This is a genomic window from Alcaligenes faecalis (genome assembly GCF_005311025.1).
GTDB classification, from domain to species: Bacteria; Pseudomonadota; Gammaproteobacteria; order Burkholderiales; family Burkholderiaceae_B; genus Alcaligenes; species Alcaligenes phenolicus.
The window spans coordinates 697795-715507 of sequence record NZ_CP031747.1; the positions used below are offsets into that span (position 1 = coordinate 697795).

Genomic DNA, 17713 nt, shown 5'->3' on the forward strand with positions numbered 1-17713 from the left:
TTTCCACCTTTGTTGATAATTTAATTAATAATACAACGTAATATATAAAATTATCAACAAATCGGATTCTATAATTTGACATTATCTCTATAATGTCAAATATCTGACCCTAAACAGGCTGATTGGCACAGGCACGGGTTTGGAAACCCTTCCTGCTCTCTTATCGCCTTCGTTTTTCTGCTTATTCATGGAAATAGCCAACACTTCGCCCTCAACCGATCTGGGATCGGACGATATTGCTCAATTGCTGGCTCGTTTTGACGGACGGCAAGGGGCCAACCGGTCTATCGGCGGACGTGCACAGATTGAGGCGCAAACAGATATAGAGGCATTGCGAGCCTGGTTGGCGCGCTACATAGATAGCCCACGCACCTATGCGAACTACCGCAAGGAGGCGGAGCGTCTCTTGTTATGGGCGGTATTGGAGCGTCGCAAGGACTTGTCCTCGCTTAGCCTGGAAGACATCCTGGCCTATCGTTTGTTTCTGGCGGACCCTCAACCCGCTCATCGCTGGGTGGTTCAAGGGCGCTCCCGCCCTGCCCGTCACCATGCGGCATGGCGGCCATTTGCGGGGCCCTTGTCTGAAAGCAGCCGGAATCAGGCGTTATTGATTCTGAACTCTTTATTTAGCTGGCTGGTGCAGGCGGGGTATTTGGCGGGCAATCCTTTGGCCTTGTCTCATCAGGGCCGACGTCAAAAGAAAACCACCGCCCCCCAGCAACGGTACTTGACCCGGTTGCAATGGCGTTGGGTACAGGATTACATCCAGGCCCTTCCTGAAGATACGCAGAGCGAGTTGCGCTACAAAGCCCGCGTACGTTGGCTCTTTTCCATTCTTTATGGCGGCGCCCTGCGCATTTCCGAACTGGTTCAGGCGCGTATGGCCGATGTTCAGGAACGTGTTGATGCGGGAACGACGGCTCAGTGGTGGCTGCATATCCACGGCAAGGGCGACAAATGGCGTCGTGTGCCTTTAACGCAAGAGCTGTACGGCGAATTGATGCGCTACCGACAAGCGCATGGGCTGGAAGGACCGCCCCAGGCTTTGGAGCCCTATCCTTTATTAATGTCCGCCGGCGCCAGCGACAAGCATTTGACGCGGGCCATGGCGCATGTTTTGGTCAAACAGGTTTTTCAAGGTAGTGCGGATCGTTTACGGAGTCTGCATCCCGATCAGGAGTTCCAGGCCCGTATTCTGGAGCAGGCCTCGGCTCACTGGCTGCGTCACTCGGCAGGTTCTCACCTGGCTGATCAAGGAGTGGATCTACGTATCATCCGTGACACTTTGGGCCATGAGTCTATCGCTACGACCAATATCTATCTGCATGCGGATGATGATCAGCGTCACCAGGCTCTGGAGCAATCCCACAGCCTGGGTTGGAAATAAAGCACCCGCTTCGAGACAAGAAAATCAGACGCAGACAGCCCGCGGCAATGCGGTAGGATACGGTTCCTGAGGGGGCTGCGTTCCTGTTTTCAGGCATGCTCCCCGCCCAAGCCTTGCTATAGCTGATTGTTGGAGTACCTATCCCTTATGGACACTTTTAATGTCATGCGCACCTTCCGGCGCATTGTGGAGCTGGGCGGACTTGCCAAAGCCGCGGAGGATCTGGGGATATCCGCAGCGGGTTTGAGCAAGCAACTGCGTACCTTGGAAGCGCATCTGGATACGGTGCTGATCCAGCGCACTACGCGCAGCATGAGTCTGACGGAGACTGGCCGCAGCTACTATGTCGAATGCTGTCGGATACTGGATGAGCTGGACGCTTTGGAGCGCTCGGTCAAACAGCAGTCCCAGCGCGTGACGGGGACCTTGCGCGTGAATGCCCCCTTGTCGTTTGCGCTTAGCGTCCTATCGCCATTGATGACGGATTTTCTACACAAGTATCCGGAACTGAAGCTGGAGCTGGTGATGGAAGACCGGATCGTGGATGCCGTGGCTCACGGTTTTGATGTCTCGGTGCGTTTGCGTAGCAGCCTGGATGATTCCACCCTGATTGCTCGTCGCCTCGCCACCATCGAGCAAAAATTATGCGCCGCCCCCAGCTATTTGAAGCAGCATGGCCTGCCTCAGACCTTGCAGGATCTGCGCAATCACAAAATGATCAGCTATAGCCTGGCACATACCCAGGGCCTTGCTTTTGATAGTGATTTCGACAGCAATCCTCAACAGCACACCCCCAGTGGTACGGCTTTGCTGTTTTCAGGTGAGCATAGTCAAGTGAATAACAGCCTGATGCTGCGCGACTTTCTGATTGCCGGTTTGGGTATTGGCGCCCTGCCTTCCTTTCTGGCAGATCCAGCAATTGCTTGCGGGCAGTTGCAACGCGTTTTGCCCGAGTTCGTGAATGAGCCCCGCCATATCTACGCCGTGTATCCGACCAATCGCCACCTGCAACCCAAGGTCAAAGCCTTCGTGGATTATCTGGCCGACCAACTGCCCCATGCCATGTCCAACGCCCTGTAAACAGACCTTTATGAACTCGGAGTAAAAACTGTCTGCACCGCCACGTGCTTATTCTCCGCTCCGGGGAACGCTATTGTGATGACCATCTTACAAGGACATCACAATGCACGATCAAACACACCCGACCCAGCCGCTTGTCTCCCCCCTGATTATTGATTTCTTCCATGATGCCGTCTGCGGATGGTGTTATGTCATGTCGCCACGTTTGCGGCAAGTTGCCGCCGAACTGGGCATCCAGGTCCGCCACCATACCTTTGTTCTGCAAGACAGCCGCGAGCAGATGCTGCAAGCCTTCGGCTCCATGGAGCGTGCCAAACGTGAAATCCTGGGCCACTGGGCCGCCTGCGCCCAACACGACGATACGCAGTCCATCAATATCGAGGGCATGCGAGCACAGAACTTCGACTATCCCCATGGAATGTTGTCCGCTCGGGCGTGTCAGGCGGCGCAGCTACTTTCTGGCGATAACGCCCATTGGGATTACTTCGATGCGGTGCAGCGTGCGCATCTGGCAGAAAGTCGCAATATCGGCGATATGGACACGCTACTGGAGGTCGCCATTGCGCAAGGCTTTGATGGTGAGGCCTTTCTGAATGCTATGGATAGCGATATCGCGCAGCAGCGAGTTCAAGCCGATCGCGCCGAAGCGGTACGGCTAGGGATCCAGTCCATCCCCACTTTATTAGTCTCCTCACGCGAGACCGGCCAAGTGTTGGCCCGTTTGCAGACCCAATCCGCCGAAATGCTCAAAAGCCGTTTGCGCGCTTTGCTGTAAGCGCTGCCCCTCTCTTTCTTATCTACGCTTCATAAAAGGACATCCCATGTCGATTCGTTTTTCTCACCGTCTTCTCGGTTTACTGCTGGTTGGTGCAAGCAGCATGAGCGTCTCTCTGGCTCATTCCACTCACCCAGCGAGCAACCCTTTGCCCCTTAGTGCTCAGGAAGTGGGCATCAGTCCCTGGGGGCCGGACGATGAAATTGGTCGCTTGAACCTGATCACCCCTGCTTCCCGGGCCGCCATCTTGTCCCGTCTGGATGGCAGCAAAGTCTATGACCTGGCAACCGACTACTACCTGGGCATGCCCAGCTGGCAGGGCGCGGGAGACCCGCACTATCAGTTCTGGATGACCCATACCCCCCGTGGTACCGCAGTGGATGACCCGATGGGAGTTGGCGATGAGATGAACGCGGTTCGTAGCTACACAGGCACGGCTTTTTCCATGTACAGCCATACGGGCACCCATATTGATGCCCTGAATCACTTCGGCATTCATGGAAAGATCTGGAATGGTTTCAAGGCTGATGAGCATCTGGGTGACCGTGGCTGGAACCGTACTGGCATCGAGAAATTCCCGCCCTTGATCGCCCGTGGCGTCTTGATTGATGTGGCCGCCGCCAAAGGCGTAGACATGCTGCCCGATCAATACCGCATCACACGCCAGGACTTGAAGGATGCACTGGCCCGTCAGAAAACGGTGCTGAAAGAAGGCGATATTGTCCTGATCCGCACGGGCCGCATGAAGCTCTTTAATGATCCTAAAGCCTACATGAACGCGCCGCCCGGCATGGGTCTGGATGCTGCTCGTTATCTGGTGGAGGAAGGCGGTGCGATGATTGTGGGTGCGGACAATTTGAGCTTTGAAACCTTCCCTTCCGAGGTGCCTGATGACTACGTCCCCTTGCATACCTATCTATTGGCTCAACAAGGCGCACCGATCATTGAGTTGATTGCCCTGGATGAATTGTCCAAGGACAAGGTCTATGAGTTTGCCTTTATTGGTGGTCCGCTCAAGATTCGGGGCGGTGATGCGGCTCCGCTGCGTCCGGTTGCCATCCCGATTCGCTGATCCACAGGCTTCATAAAGAAACCCGTTTCTTTAGCCCTTGATGCGTTTGCGAATAAGGGCTATCGCGTTTGCCTGCTGTTAGGTGCCGCTCAATATGCTACTGTTGGGTGGGTTTGAATGCGCCGGGCGCCTGTTAAAGGGGCGTCCGGCTTTTCTTTATGGAGTATGTAATGACTTACACCGTTTATCTGTCCGGCGAAATTCACACGGATTGGCGCGAGCAGATTGCTCAAGGTGCAAAGGCCGCTGGATTGGATATTACCTTTACCAGCCCTGTTACCGATCACGATGCCAGCGATGCCGCCGGCGATCACCTGGAACCGGCCAGCGAAGGTTTCTGGCGTGATCACAAATCCTCCAAAATCAATGCCATCCGTACCAGAACCCTGATTGAACAGGCGGATCTGGTCGTGGTGCGTTTTGGAGACAAGTACAAACAGTGGAATGCTGCCTTTGATGCCGGTTTCTGTGCCGCCCTGGGCAAACCGTACGTGACGTTGCACGCCGAAGACATCATCCACCCCTTGAAAGAAGTGGATGCCAGTGCGCAGGCCTGGGCAACTAGCCCCGAGCAAATCGTGGAGATTTTGCGTTATACGCTGAAAGCCTGATCGGTGAAGGCCGGATCATGAGTTTGGCAATATCGCTTTGCTAAAAAATGCCGCCCCGGTTGGGCGGCATTTTTTTCTCTGCTTGAAAGAACCCCTTGGTTTACACCGGGTTCTACTGCGCTGTAGTGAAACGTGTTGTGCGGGTACCTTAGTTCAGCTTCACCCGTCGCAAACGCAAGGCATTGCTGACCACAAAGACACTGGACAAGGCCATGGCGCCAGCGGCAAACATGGGCGAGAGCAAAGTGCCGTTAAAGGGATAGAGCACGCCTGCTGCTACCGGAATCAGTGCCACGTTATAGGCAAAGGCCCAGAACAGGTTTTGACGGATATTGCGCATGGTGGCGTGGGACAAGGCTATCGCGGTGACCACGCCTTGCATATCGCCCGACATCAAGACTACATCAGCCGCTTCAATGGCAATGTCCGTTCCGGTGCCAATCGCAATCCCCACGTCTGCTACAGCCAGAGCGGGTGCATCGTTGATGCCATCGCCGACATAGGCCAGATGCTGATGGGTATCGCGCAAGGCCTGAACCGCTTGCACCTTGCCTTCAGGCATGACTTCCGCCACCACTTCATCAATATTGAGACGGCGGGCAATGGCATTGGCTGTGTGGCGGTTATCGCCGGTAATCATGACGACCTTGATGCCACGGGCATGCAACTGCTCGATGGCGCGCGGCGTGGTTTCCTTGATGGGGTCAGCCACGGCCAGCAAGGCAATGACCTGCTTGTTGCGGGCGGCGTACATGGGGATTTTGCCGTCCTGCGCCAGCGTCTGGGCTTGCTCGGTAAAGGCTGACAGGTCCGCCCCTAATTGCGTCATCAGGCGATCTGCACCCACATGCCATTGGTCAGCTCCGATTTGGGCGGTGACACCCAGGCCTGTCAGGGACTCAAACTGCTCAGCCTTGGGCAAGGTGATTTGCTTTTCCTTGGCGGCGCTGACAATGGCTTGGGCAATCGGATGCTCGGAGTAGTTTTCCAGAGCGGCAATCGCTGCCAAAGCCTGATCCTGGTTCTCTCCGGGTGCGCAGACAAAATCGGTCAGTTCGGGCGCGCCCTTGGTCAGGGTGCCTGTTTTATCCACGGCTACGACTTTTACATCACGCAGTGCTTGCAGAGAGTCCCCTTTACGGAACAGCACGCCAGCCTGTGCGGCTCGGCCCGTCCCCACCATGATGGAGGTTGGCGTTGCCAGACCCATGGCACATGGGCAAGCAATAATCAGCACAGCGACGGCATTGACCAGTGCAAAGCTCAATGCGGGCGATGGGCCAAAAATCAGCCAGACAATGGCGGTCAAGACGGCTAGTGTCATGACGGCGGGCACAAACCACAGCGTGATTTTGTCGACCACGGCTTGAATAGGCAGCTTGGAGCCTTGGGCCTGCTCTACCATGGACACAATATTGGCCAGTACGGTGTCCTGCCCCACGGCGGTAGCCTCAAATTCCAGCGAACCTTTTTGGTTCACTGTGCCACCAATGACTTTATCGCCCTGGGATTTGGACACGGCAATGGATTCGCCTGTCACCATGGATTCATCCACATAGCTCTGACCGGCAAGAACATCACCGTCAACGGGGATACGCTCGCCGGGACGAACCAGCACGACATCGCCCGTATGCAGATCTGCCAGGGGCAGCTCAATTTCCTGACCGTCGCGACGTACACGAGCGGTAGGCGGCTGCAGGCTGAGCAGGCGTTGAATGGCTTCAGACGTGCGACCTTTGGCGCGGGCTTCCATGAGCCGGCCCAGCAAAATCAGGGCGACGATGACAGCGGCAGCTTCAAAGTACACGTAGACGGATTCGGAAGGCAGCCACTGTGGCGCAAAGGTAGCCACCAGCGAGAAGCTGTAGGCCGCCAGGGTGCCCACAGCGACCAGCGAGTTCATGTCCGGGCCACCACGCAAGAGAACAGGAATCCCTTTGGTGTAGAACTCGCGGCCTGGGAACAGCAAAACCAGCGTGGTCAGCACGAACTGGATCAGCCAGCTGTTCTGTGTACCTATGGTGCTGGCTACCCAATGATGGAAAGCAGGCACCATATGGCCGCCCATTTCCAGAATGAAAACGGGCAAGGCCAGCACCGTCGCCAGCCAGAAACGCTTGCGCAGCGTTTCGTAGGTTTGTTCTGCACGCTCGAACTGGTCATTCGTAACAGCCGTTTCGGCAAGGCTGGCAGGATAGCCGGCTTTGCTCACCGCCTGAATCAGCTCAGGAGCTTTCACACCCTGCGCCACTTGCACATGCGCTTTGGCGGTTGCCAGATTGACCGAGGCTTTTTGTACGCCCGGTACCTTCAGCAAGGCCTTTTCAACGCGGCCCACGCAGGAGGCGCAGGTCATGTCCTGCACGTCCAGCACAATGTCTTGCTGGGAAATTTTGTAACCACCCTTTTCCACTGCCTGCATAATGGCGTCGACCGGGGCGGCACCCTCAAATTCCACGGTGGCCTTGTTGGTGGCCAGATTTACCTGGGCCGATTGCACACCGGGGACTTTGCCAATAATCTTTTCAACCCGACTGACGCAGGAAGCACATGTCATGCCTTCCACATCTAAAGTCAGGCGTGAGCCCTTGTTTGAAGCGCTGCTTGTCATCGAAATCACCCTTCAATGGATCGTCAATGAAGCCACTTTAGGGCTTGACCCGATGGGAAGGTCAACAGCTGATAAAAAAAACGCCTCCGAAGAGGCGTTTCAAGGGGGAACTACGACTAATTAGGGATCAATCAGCAGCTTAGTAAGCAACAAAGGTGCCGTTGTTGTTATTCCAGTCTTTGGCTTCTGCGGCAACCTGATCACGGCTCAGCTCGGAGCGGGTATCGATACGTGGGTAGTCGCCCATGGAACCCGTGCTAATGTAGCCTTGCTCTTGAGCAGCAGCCAGTTCTTGAACGACTTGCTGACGGCTCAAAGGAGCGTCGGTCGATTCAATTGCTGGGTAGTTCAGGTTTTCGCCGGTAGCGACATTGTTGGTAGCTGCCATGGCAGTGCCGCTCAAAGCGGTGGCACCAAGAATCAGGCTGGCGATAGTTGCGCGTGCGATGTTTTTCATTATTTACTCCAAATCTACGGTGTGTTTTTCGGTGGTTCGCTGTTGTGTTTAGCGAATCGTTAGATGGAGTATGAGCCTTTCTAAACCTAGTAAAAACCCTTAATATTGCAAACGTATTTCCATTCATGGAACAATTCAAATGAGTACCATTATCGCCGGTCCCCTGCTCAACGACATCGCGATCTTCGTGGAAGTGGCTCGTGCCCGCCACTTTAGCCGTGCTGCCCAAGCCCTGGGAATGCCGGTTTCCACCGTGTCACGCCGTATCCGCGAATTGGAAAAAGAAGTGGGTGTGGCCCTGCTCAAACGCAGTACGCGCAATGTAGATGTGACCGACGCGGGACAAGTGTATTTCGAGCGCTGCCTGGCTGTCGTCGAACAGGCTCGTCTGGCTCATGAACAATTGCTGGATGTGGCTCAGACCCCCAAAGGACGTTTACGGGTTTCCATGCCTGCCAGTTTCAGCATTGTGCTGATGCCCGCCATTATCCGGGGCTTTAATCAACAGTACCCGGATATTGAGCTGGAGTTTGACCTGACCATACGGCCTATTGATTTGCAGGCCGACAACTACGATTGCGTCATCCGTGTGGGTGCTCAGCCTGACTCCAGCGCGGTGGCCACCATGTTAGGACAGATTCGTCTGGGGCTGTATGCCACCCGAAACTATCTGGACCGCAAAGGGCGACCCAAGCATCCTTCTGAACTGGCAGGCCATACTTGTATTTGTGCCCGCCCCGCCAGCTCGGATCGAGTCTGGTCCTTGCGTGGGCCGAATCAGGAGCGCTATGACGCGATTGTGGAAGGTTCCATTACCGTCAATAACGCCATCATGATGCGCAAACTGGCCGTGCATGACCTGGGTATTACCGCCTCTTCCTTGCTGGAGCGAAAATTGGATCCGGATTGCGCGCACCTGGAGCGTGTTTTGCCGGATTGGGAGTTTGCGCCTTTCCCTATTCTGGCTTTGCTCCCCTCGCGTCTGATGCCGCAAAAGACGCGCGTGTTTCTTAATTATCTGCGTAGCGAGCTGGATAGATTGATGTCTCAGCCCGAATTGGATGTGGCCGCAGCCGGTCAAGCTTATCCGTAAGAAAATAAGCAGTATGCTTATGAATCGGTGTTGCCCAAGGCCTATCTATGCTATTTATAAACGTTTGGTCCTGTGGGGCCAATGCCATGACGGGGGGGAAGCGCATGAAAGTAATACTGCAAAGCTTGCTGGCTGGAATGGTGATGAGTTTGGCCTTGGGGAGTGGCAGTGTGTGGTCACAAACAGTATTGCTGGAAGCGGTAGAGCAAGGCGATAGCGCCAAAGTGCGCGAGATTCTTTCAGAAAAGCGGGCTCGCGCCAGCGTCAGTGTCAGCGACGATCAAGGGCAAAGCCCCTTGTTACGTGCAACTTGGTTAAACCATATTGATATTGCCCGGCAGTTGATACGTGCCGGTGCGGATGTAAATCAGGCCGACTCCATTCACGACAGCCCTTACTTGGTCGCGGGTGCACAAGGTCGTCTGGAAATCCTGCGCATGACTCTGGAGAACGGAGCCGATCTGCGTAGCGTGAACCGCTATGGTGGTACGGCGCTGATTCCAGCGGCTGAGCACGGTTATGTCGATGTTGTGCGCCTTTTACTGGCGGCGGGGGTCGACCCTAACCATGTGAATTACTTGGGCTGGACTGCCTTGCATGAGGCGATTGTGCTCTCTGATGGCGGGCCGGACCACCAGGAAGTGCTGCGTTTGCTGATCAAGGCCGGAGCGGATGTGAACCTGCCGGATCGTCAGGGAGTGCGTCCCTTGAGCCTGGCTCGCCAGCGTAGCCAGACTGAGATGGCCGAGATTCTGGAACAGGCTGGCGCGAATCCTTAAACGTCGCCGACTCGGCGGCTGCATTTTTCTTCCAATCACAACAATAACGATTTTATGTCTTCTACTCAGACTGCCCCGTCGTCGACGGGTGTTCAAGCCAGCCCAGCTTTGTGGCTGGCTTTCGTCATTCTGGTCGGCTTGAACCTGCGCCCTTTTCTGACCTCCAGCGGCACCTTGGCACGACAGGTGGCCCAAGGGTTGAACATGCCCTTGAGCAGCCTGGCCTGGCTGACTTTGCTGCCCATGATGGTGATGGGACTGGGCGCTTTCTGCATGCCCTCCTTGCGGCGCGTCCTGGCACTGCGCCATGTCTTGATTACATCCTTGCTCTTGCTGTGCCTGGGCTGTGTGCTGCGCTGGTTTGTGCCTAATGGGGCCAGCCTGATTGCAACAGCGCTGATCTGTGGTTTGGGCGTGTCCTTGCTGCAAGCGGGGATGCCCGGTTTGATCAAGGAACAGTTTCCGCGCCATATCGCTCAGGTCACCGGGGTTTACTCCGCGACCTTGATGGGTGGGGGTGCTTTGGGTGCGCAGATTACGCCGTGGGTCAGCTCCTTGACGGACAGCTGGCGTATCGCGCTGGCTTTCTGGGCCTTGCCGATCAGCGTGGCCTTGTGGATTGCCTGGAAAGTGGTGCCGCGTGAAGCTCCGGGCGCGAATTTGTCGCCCCCATCCTTGTCCTTGCTGGCTCGCCCTCGCACCTGGACCTTGATTGTGTGTTTTGGCCTGATCAATGGCGGCTATGCCTCTTTGGTGACCTGGCTGGCGACGTTCTATCAAGACCGGGGCTGGACGGCTGAAGCCAGCGGTAGCCTGGTGGCGGTCCTGTCGGTGGCACAAGCCATTGCCGCCTTTGGCTTGCCTACCTTGGCGGCCAAGAATAAAGATCGCCGCATGTGGGTATGGCTGGCGCTGGCGTGTCAGTTCGTGGGCTTCCTGGCCTTTGCCTATATTCCCGATATGGCCCCCTATCTGTGGGCGATTATTATCGGCATCGGCTTGGGGGGCTGCTTTTCCTTGCTGCTGTTGGTGGCTCTGGACCACTTTCCGGATGCAGCCCGTGCCGGGACCTTGAGTGCCTTGATGCAAGGCGGTGGCTTTCCGATTGCCGCCCTCTTTCCCATGATCAGCGTACAGTTGCGTGAAATGAGTAATGGCTTTCAGGCAGGCTGGATGTTGCATGCGGCAATGGCGGTATTGGTGGCCATCATGGCCTGGAGCTTTCAGCCTGCGCGATACGCCCAAAAGATGAAGCGAAATGAGGCATCCTGAGTAGCAGCTCGTATCGGTAGAAATAGCCTGGCTTTGTGACAAGCCAGGTTTTTTTTGGCCGTTTCAGGCTAGAACTCGTCCGTTATGCGCATCCCGACGGACAGCCTTTCCTCAACAATGATGTCTCCACGATTACATAAAAAACGAGGAGACATCAGTGGAACATCAAGTCATTATTTCGGGCGCCGGCCCGGTTGGCTGCTGGCTGGCCTGCGAGTTACAGCTTGCGGGTGTGCAGACCTTGCTGATTGAACAAACTGCCACTATCAGCCCTCAATCTCGGGCTTTGACGATTCATCCGCGAACCATTGAAGTCTTTGCCATGCGTGGCGCACACCACGAGATGCTGGCGCAGGCGGTGCGTATTCCTAGCGGACATTTTGCCGTCTTTGAGCATCGTCTGGACTTCAAGCAGTTGGACACTCGCTTTGACTATACGCTGGCTATTCCCCAGGCGCGCATTACCGCTATCTTGCAGGAGCGTGCGCGCTCCTTGGGCGCGGATATCCGCCGGTCCGAGAAAGTATGCCGCTTTGAACAGAACCCGGAGGGGGTCTCGGTTTGGATTGAAAACAGCCAGCTAGAGCAGTATGTCGCTACAGCGCAATGGCTAGTGGGCTGCGATGGGACGCGCAGCACAGTGCGTCAACAGGCCGGGATTGCGTTTCCTGGAACAGATGCCACGGTATTGGGTTGGCTGGGAGACGCCATGCTGACCGACCCGCCCGAGGGCGTCATGATTGGTGAGTGGGGGCTGAATGGGACGGCCATGGTGGCGAAGTTGCCGGATGGCCAGCATCGTTTGGTCGGGCTGTCGCCGGACGATGTGAATCGTCCATGGCCGGGTGATTTGCCTTTGGAAGAGCTACGCGAAAAAGTCCGGGCCGTCTTTGGAACCGATTTTGGATTGCACAGTCCGTCCTGGCTGTCTCGCTATAGCAATACCAGCCGCCAGGCCGAGAGCTACCGTAAAAATCGGGTTTTCTTGGCGGGTGACGCCGCCCACCAGCATATGCCAGCCGGGGGTGTGGGGCTGAATATCGGGATTCAGGATGCCATGAATCTGGGCTGGAAGCTGGCTGCCGTGATCAATGGGTGGATGCCGCACTCTTTGCTTGATAGCTACCATCAGGAGCGTTACCCCGTTGGCCAGGATTTGCTGGAGCACACCCAGGCACAGACTGCCTTGATGAGCTGTTTCTCTGTTGAGGGTATGGAATTACGTTCCTTTTTGAACAAGCTCATCAAGCAGTCCCCTGCCTTGGAGAAAACATTGGCCGAGAGGCTGTCTGGCCTGAGTGTGCTGTATCCATCAACCGTGCCGGGTGACCATGCCTTGGTGGGACGGCGTGCAGCGGATCAGGATCTGGTTGGTGGACAAAGTCTTTTTGGCCTCCTGGAACAGGGGCACTACGTGATGCTGGAGGTGAGTGGGCATGACAACGATAAGCTGGAATGCCCGGAGGGCCTGAAGGCTGTGTTGTATCGGAGCTCACTGGCCGTTCGCAGTGAGGGTTGGGAGCACGTGACTGCTGTGCTGATTCGGCCTGATGGCTATATCGCCTGGGCCAGCAATGAGCAAGACGCCACTCGCCTGCGTTTGGCAATGCGACACGCTTTAACGCCTTTTCAGACTGCGTCTCATGCGTTGGAAACCACCGAGAGGCTGGCCGATGAATAGTCAAACATCCACGTTCAGAATGTTGATTGACGGTGCTTTGGTGGACGGCGAACAAACCATGGCTGTCATCAATCCCAGTACGGGGCAGCCTTTTGCTCATAGTCCACGAGCCTCGCTCCGGCAAATGGAACAGGCAATTAACGCGGCCAGCCGCAGTTTTCCTGCTTGGTCCCGGAGCACCATGCAGACACGGCGCGCCCTGATTTTGAGGATTGCCGATCTTATTGAGGAGCACTGCCTGGAGTTGGCGCGTCTGCTAACCCAGGAGCAAGGCAAACCCTTGCGGGATGCTCAGGCTGAAGTGCAAGGCACTGTCGCGTTTTTTCGGTATGTCGCTCAGTGCCGCATAGAGACGCAGACCTTGGAAGAGAGCACGATCAGACACGCTTATCTGCAACGCCAGCCTTTGGGCGTAGTGGCCGTGATTACGCCCTGGAATTTCCCCTTGATGCTGTTGGCCTTCAAAGTGCCTCACGCCTTGTTGGCGGGTAATACGGTGGTTATCAAACCGGCGGCGACCACGCCGCTGACCACCCTGAAACTGGGTGAGCTTATTGCCGATGCCTTGCCTGCGGGGGTTGTGAACATCGTCACGGATCACAACGATCTGGGCGATGCGCTGAGCAGCCATCCTCAGGTCGCCAAGATCTCTTTTACGGGTTCTACCGCAACTGGCTACAAGGTCATGGCTAATGCAGCCAAATCCTTGAAACGCTTGACCTTGGAACTAGGAGGCAATGACCCCGGGGTTGTGCTTGATGATGCGGACCCCAAGCAGATCGCCCCCGGTATTGTGCGAGCCGCTTTCTTTAACAGTGGGCAGGCCTGCATCGCCTTGAAACGTCTCTATGTTCCTGATTCGCTCTACGAGGCCTTGAGTCATGAGCTATGGAGTCATTGTCAGCGCCTGGTACTGGGAGATGGTCTGGATTCACAGACAACGCTGGGACCCTTGCAGAACCAGCAGCAGTTTCAGAAGGTGAAATCCCTCCTGGAGGACGCCCGACAGCATGGGCGGGTTCTAAGTGCGGGTACGGTGCCGGAGGGGGCCGGTTATTTTCTGCCCCCTACTCTGGTGCTGGACATTGAAGACGGTACTCGTCTGGTGGATGAGGAACAGTTTGGCCCGGTCTTGCCTGTCATTCGCTACAGCAACGTGGAGCAAGCGATTGCCATGGCTAATCGTAGCCCTTATGGCCTGGGCGCCTCGGTATGGGCGTCCGATCTGGAGCGAGCCAGAGGAGTGGCCGATCAGTTGCAAGCGGGTACGGTTTGGATCAATCAGCACATTGACTTGGGGCCGCATATCCCTCAGTGCGGCAGTAAGCAGTCAGGCTTTGGCATTGAATTGGGCGCGGAGGGGCTGCTGGAGTTTACCCAGGCCAAGGTTATCAATATCAATCCGGGCCTGGGCATAGCAGCCCAAGACCCGCTAAAGGAGCATATGAATGCAGAACAAACAAGCAATTAACCCTGACAATTTGCCCAAGCTGCCTGGGGTGGTGTCTCATGGCATTGTTCTGAATAAGGCTGGTTTGGTCTATACCTCGGGACAGCTATCCTGGGATGAAAATGGCCATTTGGTAGCCGGTGATCTCTTTGCCCAGTTCGAGCGTGCCTACAGCAATATCGATATCGTGCTCCAGGCTGCAGGTACCTGCCGTTCCGAGGTGATCAGCGAGACGATCTATATCGTTGGTGATTGCACTGAACATACAGCGCAGCTGGTTCAAGCCTTGACTCAGGCAAGGCCGGCAGGCTCCATCCCGCCAACCAGTACGCTTGTGGGCGTGCAGTCGCTGTTTGCCGAGGGGTTTTTGGTGGAAGTTCAGGTGGTGGCAACGATTTAAGGTGCATGGTTTGACCGGCTGCCTGTCACGGGTAGCCGTCCTGCTATTTTGGCCTGTACAACAAGATATGGACTATGAAAATTCAAGAGAAAAATCAGATTGCCGCCCAGGTGAACCAGGAAATGGGAGAGTTGAATACTGGCTCATGGACTCAGCGGGAGAAGTTGGCCCTGGCGTGTCGCATTCTTTTTGATGAGGGGCATTGGCGCGGTTTGGCGGGGCAAATTACGGCTCGCTTGTCACCGGATAGCACGGATATGTTGACGCTGGGTTTTGGGATTGGCTTTGACGAAGCTTGTGCCAGTTCCTTGGTGCAGGTCGATCAACAGCTACAGCCTCGGGGACGGAGCGCCATGCCCAATCCTGGGGTACGTTTTCATGCCTGGATTTATGCCAACCGCCCTGATGTTCAAGCGATTGTCCATACACATCCGCCGGCATGTGCTGCCTTATCCATGACGGGAGAGCCATTGGTCGTGGCTCATATGGACGCCACTCCTCTTTTCGAAAACTGTGCGTTTCTTCCGGATTGGCCTGGCTTGCCCATTGGGGATGAAGAGGGGCAGATCATTTCGCAAGCAATGGGCGACCGACATGCCATTTTGCTGGCTCACCATGGTTTGTTGACGGCTGGACGCAGTATTGAGGAAGCGTGCCTGTTAGCGGTGTGGATGGAGCACGCGGCGCAAATGCAATTGAACGCCAGGGCCATGGGTACCATCAGGCACATTAAGCCAGAGCTGGCACGAGAGTCTCGGGATTTCTTGCTTAAACCCAAGGTATTGGCGCTGAGCTTTGCAAATTTTGCGCGGCGCGTGCTACGGGCAGACGGCGGCGTGCTCTTGTAGGCACAGGATTCGACTTTATTTTGGCCGGAATGCGATAGAAACTGGCCGTTAGCCGCAATTTTGCAGCCCAGCGCTGTGTTACGGTATTTTTTTCGGCTTTTTTAAGGGCGTAGCTTCAGCTGTTTCAAGCACGCCTGCGACCCTTGAATGAAAGATGCCATTGTTACTGTCCAGGCCTATCTGGATCAGGTCGCTTTACCTGTGACGGGGTTACAGGTAGAGCTGGCCTTTGTGGGAGACACTGAGCCTCACAAGCATCGCAAACACCAGCTACTGTACGTTCTGAAAGGATTCATGTCTGTACAGACCGAACAAGGGGTGTGGGCGGTGCCCCCTCAGTGCGCGATCTGGATACCGGCTGATGTGATGCATTTTGCTCGAGCTACCCAGCAAGCCAGTATCGCGAATCTGTACATTGAGGCTCAGCCCCCTGCCCATCTGGAAGCATGTGGGATTCTGTTCACCCGTCCCTTGTTGCGGGAGTTGATTCTGAGACTGGTACAGTCTGGCGAGCACCTGCCGGGGAGCGAGCTGCGCCATGCTCGTTTGATTGCGGTGCTGATGGATGAATTGGCCCTGAGCCCTCAAAAATCCCTGCATTTACCCATGCCTGGGGACCGTCGTTTGAAAAGGCTGATCGATCATTTGGCACAAAACCCCGGCCTGAAGTTGAGCATGGAGCAATGGGGGGCCTTGATTGGAGTCAGTACGCGTACCTTGGGACGGCTATTTTTACGCGAAACAGGCATGTCTTTTGGGCGCTGGCTGCAACAATGGGATAGTTCCATTGCCCTGCAGAAACTGGCGAACGGAACATCGGTGACCGCAACCGCTCAAGATTTGGGCTATGAAAGCTTGAGTGCCTTTATCACCATGTTTCGTCGTACGGTGGGCACCACCCCTGCCCGCTTTTTTGCTCAGACCCAAACCTTGCCTGTCGAGTCGAACGAGCAGCCGTGCATTCATATGGATGGGCGTGTTGAAGATGTTTTTTCTAAAATTCATGTCCCGATGGCACAGATGAGCAGCCAATAAAAACGGCCATCCCTGGATGACCGTTTCCCATTGTGTAAACACACTGCTTACTCTTTTGGCGCACCCGCCATGATCCAATCCACCACCGCCTTGATGTCGGCATCAGAAATGGCTGCATTCGCAGGCATGGGCAGCGGTCCATAGACGCCCTTGCTGCCTTGACGGATATGCTGGGCAATGACTTCAGCGTTGGCTGGATCGTCCTTGCGCAGTTTGGCTATGTCCTTATAGGCGGGACCGACCACTTTTCTGTCTACCGTATGACAGGACAAACAAGCATTTCTGGTCAGCACATCCTTGACCGAGTCAAAGCCGGCTTCGGCTGCCTGGGCGCTGAAACCGGCACTGAACAAGGCCGTACAGACCAGTAGCTGCTTCAAGCTCATGAGGGATATCTCCTAAGAAAAACGGGCACAAGGAATGGTGGGACGAAGGGATGTGGCGCTTGTTTTTTTCCGCACATAAACGGGGTGATGTGGCATCCACACCGAGATCATACGGTTATGATAGAACAGCCTTTAGCAAATAGCGGTGGGGCTTGATACTGATCAAGCTGGTCTGCGCGCTTATTCTGTAATGTCCTAGTAGAAGTTATTGCTTCATACTTAAACAGTTCACACACTACAAGAGGTCTTCATGCTTAATGTTCTCGTTCCTGTCGATGGGTCTGATGCTTCCACTCGTGCTTTGAAAACCGCCGTGGACATCCTAACGGGCAAACCAGAAGCCACTTTGCACGTGCTGGCTGTTCCTACTCCGATCGTGTCGGGTAACGTCAAACGCTTTTTCTCGGAAGATGTGCTGCAGGCTTACTACCAGGACGAAGGCAGCAATGCGCTCCTGCCTGCTCGTTCCGTGCTCGCCGGCTCTCCTCTGAAAATCAAGGAAAGCATTATTGCCGGTAATGCCGCCCAAACGATCAAAGACTATGTAGAGAAGAACCAGATCGATCATATTGTGATGGGTACGCGCGGCCTGAGCGCCCTGCCCGGCCTGGTTCTGGGTTCGGTCACGACCAAGGTGCTGAGCCTGGTTAATGTGCCAGTAACCTTGATCAAGTAATTGAGCTGACTGTTCAGTCTGTAAAGGCCGTCCTTGAGACGGCCTTTTTTATAGTCTTAAACCGAGGGTTGGCGTTTTCTTTAGAGCTTGAGGGTATAAA

General features: G+C 55.3%; 18 protein-coding genes. 15 read left to right on the forward strand and 3 right to left on the reverse strand.

The window, feature by feature from the left end; translation table 11 throughout:
* Positions 1-187 precede the first annotated feature (187 nt).
* From D0C27_RS03220 to D0C27_RS03240, 5 genes are all read left to right on the forward strand, one after another.
* Positions 188-1387 carry a tyrosine-type recombinase/integrase gene (locus D0C27_RS03220; RefSeq protein ID WP_137430406.1) on the forward strand — a complete coding sequence of 400 codons (1200 nt, stop codon included), beginning with the start codon at positions 188-190 and terminating at the stop codon, positions 1385-1387.
* Between the two features lie 147 nt (positions 1388-1534).
* Positions 1535-2467, forward strand: coding sequence for a LysR family transcriptional regulator (locus D0C27_RS03225; RefSeq protein WP_137430407.1), 933 nt, complete (start codon positions 1535-1537; stop codon positions 2465-2467).
* Positions 2468-2570: 103 nt separating this feature from the next.
* Positions 2571-3242 carry a DsbA family oxidoreductase gene (locus tag D0C27_RS03230; protein ID WP_137430408.1) on the forward strand — a complete coding sequence of 224 codons (672 nt, stop codon included), beginning with the start codon at positions 2571-2573 and terminating at the stop codon, positions 3240-3242.
* A 103-nt stretch (positions 3243-3345) separates the two neighbouring features.
* Positions 3346-4314, forward strand: a complete 969-nt coding sequence (locus D0C27_RS03235) for a cyclase family protein (protein WP_431188476.1) — start codon at positions 3346-3348, stop codon at positions 4312-4314.
* A 170-nt stretch (positions 4315-4484) separates the two neighbouring features.
* Positions 4485-4925: a YtoQ family protein gene (locus D0C27_RS03240; RefSeq protein WP_137430410.1), complete on the forward strand. Its 441-nt coding sequence runs from the start codon at positions 4485-4487 to the stop codon at positions 4923-4925.
* Between the two features lie 148 nt (positions 4926-5073).
* Here the strand turns inward: D0C27_RS03240 and D0C27_RS03245 are convergent, their stop codons facing one another.
* A complete protein-coding gene (locus tag D0C27_RS03245) occupies positions 5074-7482 on the reverse strand; it encodes a heavy metal translocating P-type ATPase (protein ID WP_431188471.1) in 2409 nt (802 codons plus the stop codon).
* Here D0C27_RS03245 and D0C27_RS19245 point away from each other — a divergent pair.
* Positions 7481-7660, forward strand: coding sequence for a hypothetical protein (locus tag D0C27_RS19245; RefSeq protein ID WP_021446589.1), 180 nt, complete (start codon positions 7481-7483; stop codon positions 7658-7660). The two genes, D0C27_RS03245 and D0C27_RS19245, sit on opposite strands and share 2 nt — an antisense overlap.
* Positions 7661-7675: 15 nt before the next feature.
* Here the strand turns inward: D0C27_RS19245 and D0C27_RS03250 are convergent, their stop codons facing one another.
* Positions 7676-7993: a DUF4148 domain-containing protein gene (locus D0C27_RS03250; RefSeq protein ID WP_026482562.1), complete on the reverse strand. Its 318-nt coding sequence runs from the start codon at positions 7991-7993 to the stop codon at positions 7676-7678.
* Positions 7994-8132: 139 nt separating this feature from the next.
* Between D0C27_RS03250 and D0C27_RS03255 the strand changes: the two genes are divergently transcribed.
* From D0C27_RS03255 to D0C27_RS03290, 8 genes are all read left to right on the forward strand, one after another.
* Positions 8133-9086 (forward strand): LysR family transcriptional regulator, encoded by a 954-nt coding sequence (locus tag D0C27_RS03255; RefSeq protein WP_026482563.1) that lies wholly within the window; start codon positions 8133-8135, stop codon positions 9084-9086.
* 104 nt (positions 9087-9190) lie between these two features.
* Positions 9191-9865: an ankyrin repeat domain-containing protein gene (locus tag D0C27_RS03260; protein ID WP_137430412.1), complete on the forward strand. Its 675-nt coding sequence runs from the start codon at positions 9191-9193 to the stop codon at positions 9863-9865.
* Between the two features lie 54 nt (positions 9866-9919).
* Positions 9920-11137 carry a cyanate transporter gene (locus D0C27_RS03265; RefSeq protein WP_060185078.1) on the forward strand — a complete coding sequence of 406 codons (1218 nt, stop codon included), beginning with the start codon at positions 9920-9922 and terminating at the stop codon, positions 11135-11137.
* 157 nt (positions 11138-11294) lie between these two features.
* Positions 11295-12818, forward strand: a complete 1524-nt coding sequence (locus D0C27_RS03270; protein WP_137430413.1) for an FAD-dependent monooxygenase — start codon at positions 11295-11297, stop codon at positions 12816-12818.
* Positions 12811-14289: an aldehyde dehydrogenase family protein gene (locus D0C27_RS03275; RefSeq protein WP_137430414.1), complete on the forward strand. Its 1479-nt coding sequence runs from the start codon at positions 12811-12813 to the stop codon at positions 14287-14289. Before D0C27_RS03270 ends, D0C27_RS03275 begins: the two co-directional genes overlap by 8 nt.
* Positions 14267-14668, forward strand: a complete 402-nt coding sequence (locus D0C27_RS03280) for a RidA family protein (RefSeq protein ID WP_035271572.1) — start codon at positions 14267-14269, stop codon at positions 14666-14668. Before D0C27_RS03275 ends, D0C27_RS03280 begins: the two co-directional genes overlap by 23 nt.
* Before the next feature lie 74 nt (positions 14669-14742).
* Positions 14743-15516, forward strand: coding sequence for an aldolase (locus D0C27_RS03285; RefSeq protein ID WP_137430415.1), 774 nt, complete (start codon positions 14743-14745; stop codon positions 15514-15516).
* A gap of 147 nt (positions 15517-15663) precedes the next feature.
* The gene (locus D0C27_RS03290) at positions 15664-16551 is read left to right on the forward strand and encodes an AraC family transcriptional regulator (protein ID WP_060185075.1); all 888 of its coding nucleotides are present in this window, start codon (positions 15664-15666) and stop codon (positions 16549-16551) included.
* Between the two features lie 47 nt (positions 16552-16598).
* Here the strand turns inward: D0C27_RS03290 and D0C27_RS03295 are convergent, their stop codons facing one another.
* On the reverse strand, positions 16599-16937 hold the full coding sequence (locus tag D0C27_RS03295) for a c-type cytochrome (protein ID WP_137430416.1): 339 nt from the start codon (positions 16935-16937) through the stop codon (positions 16599-16601).
* 250 nt (positions 16938-17187) lie between these two features.
* On the opposite strand from D0C27_RS03295, the gene D0C27_RS03300 reads away from it, so the two are divergent.
* Entirely contained in the window at positions 17188-17613 is a 426-nt protein-coding gene (locus tag D0C27_RS03300) for a universal stress protein (RefSeq protein WP_026482567.1), read from the forward strand.
* Positions 17614-17713 lie beyond the last annotated feature (100 nt).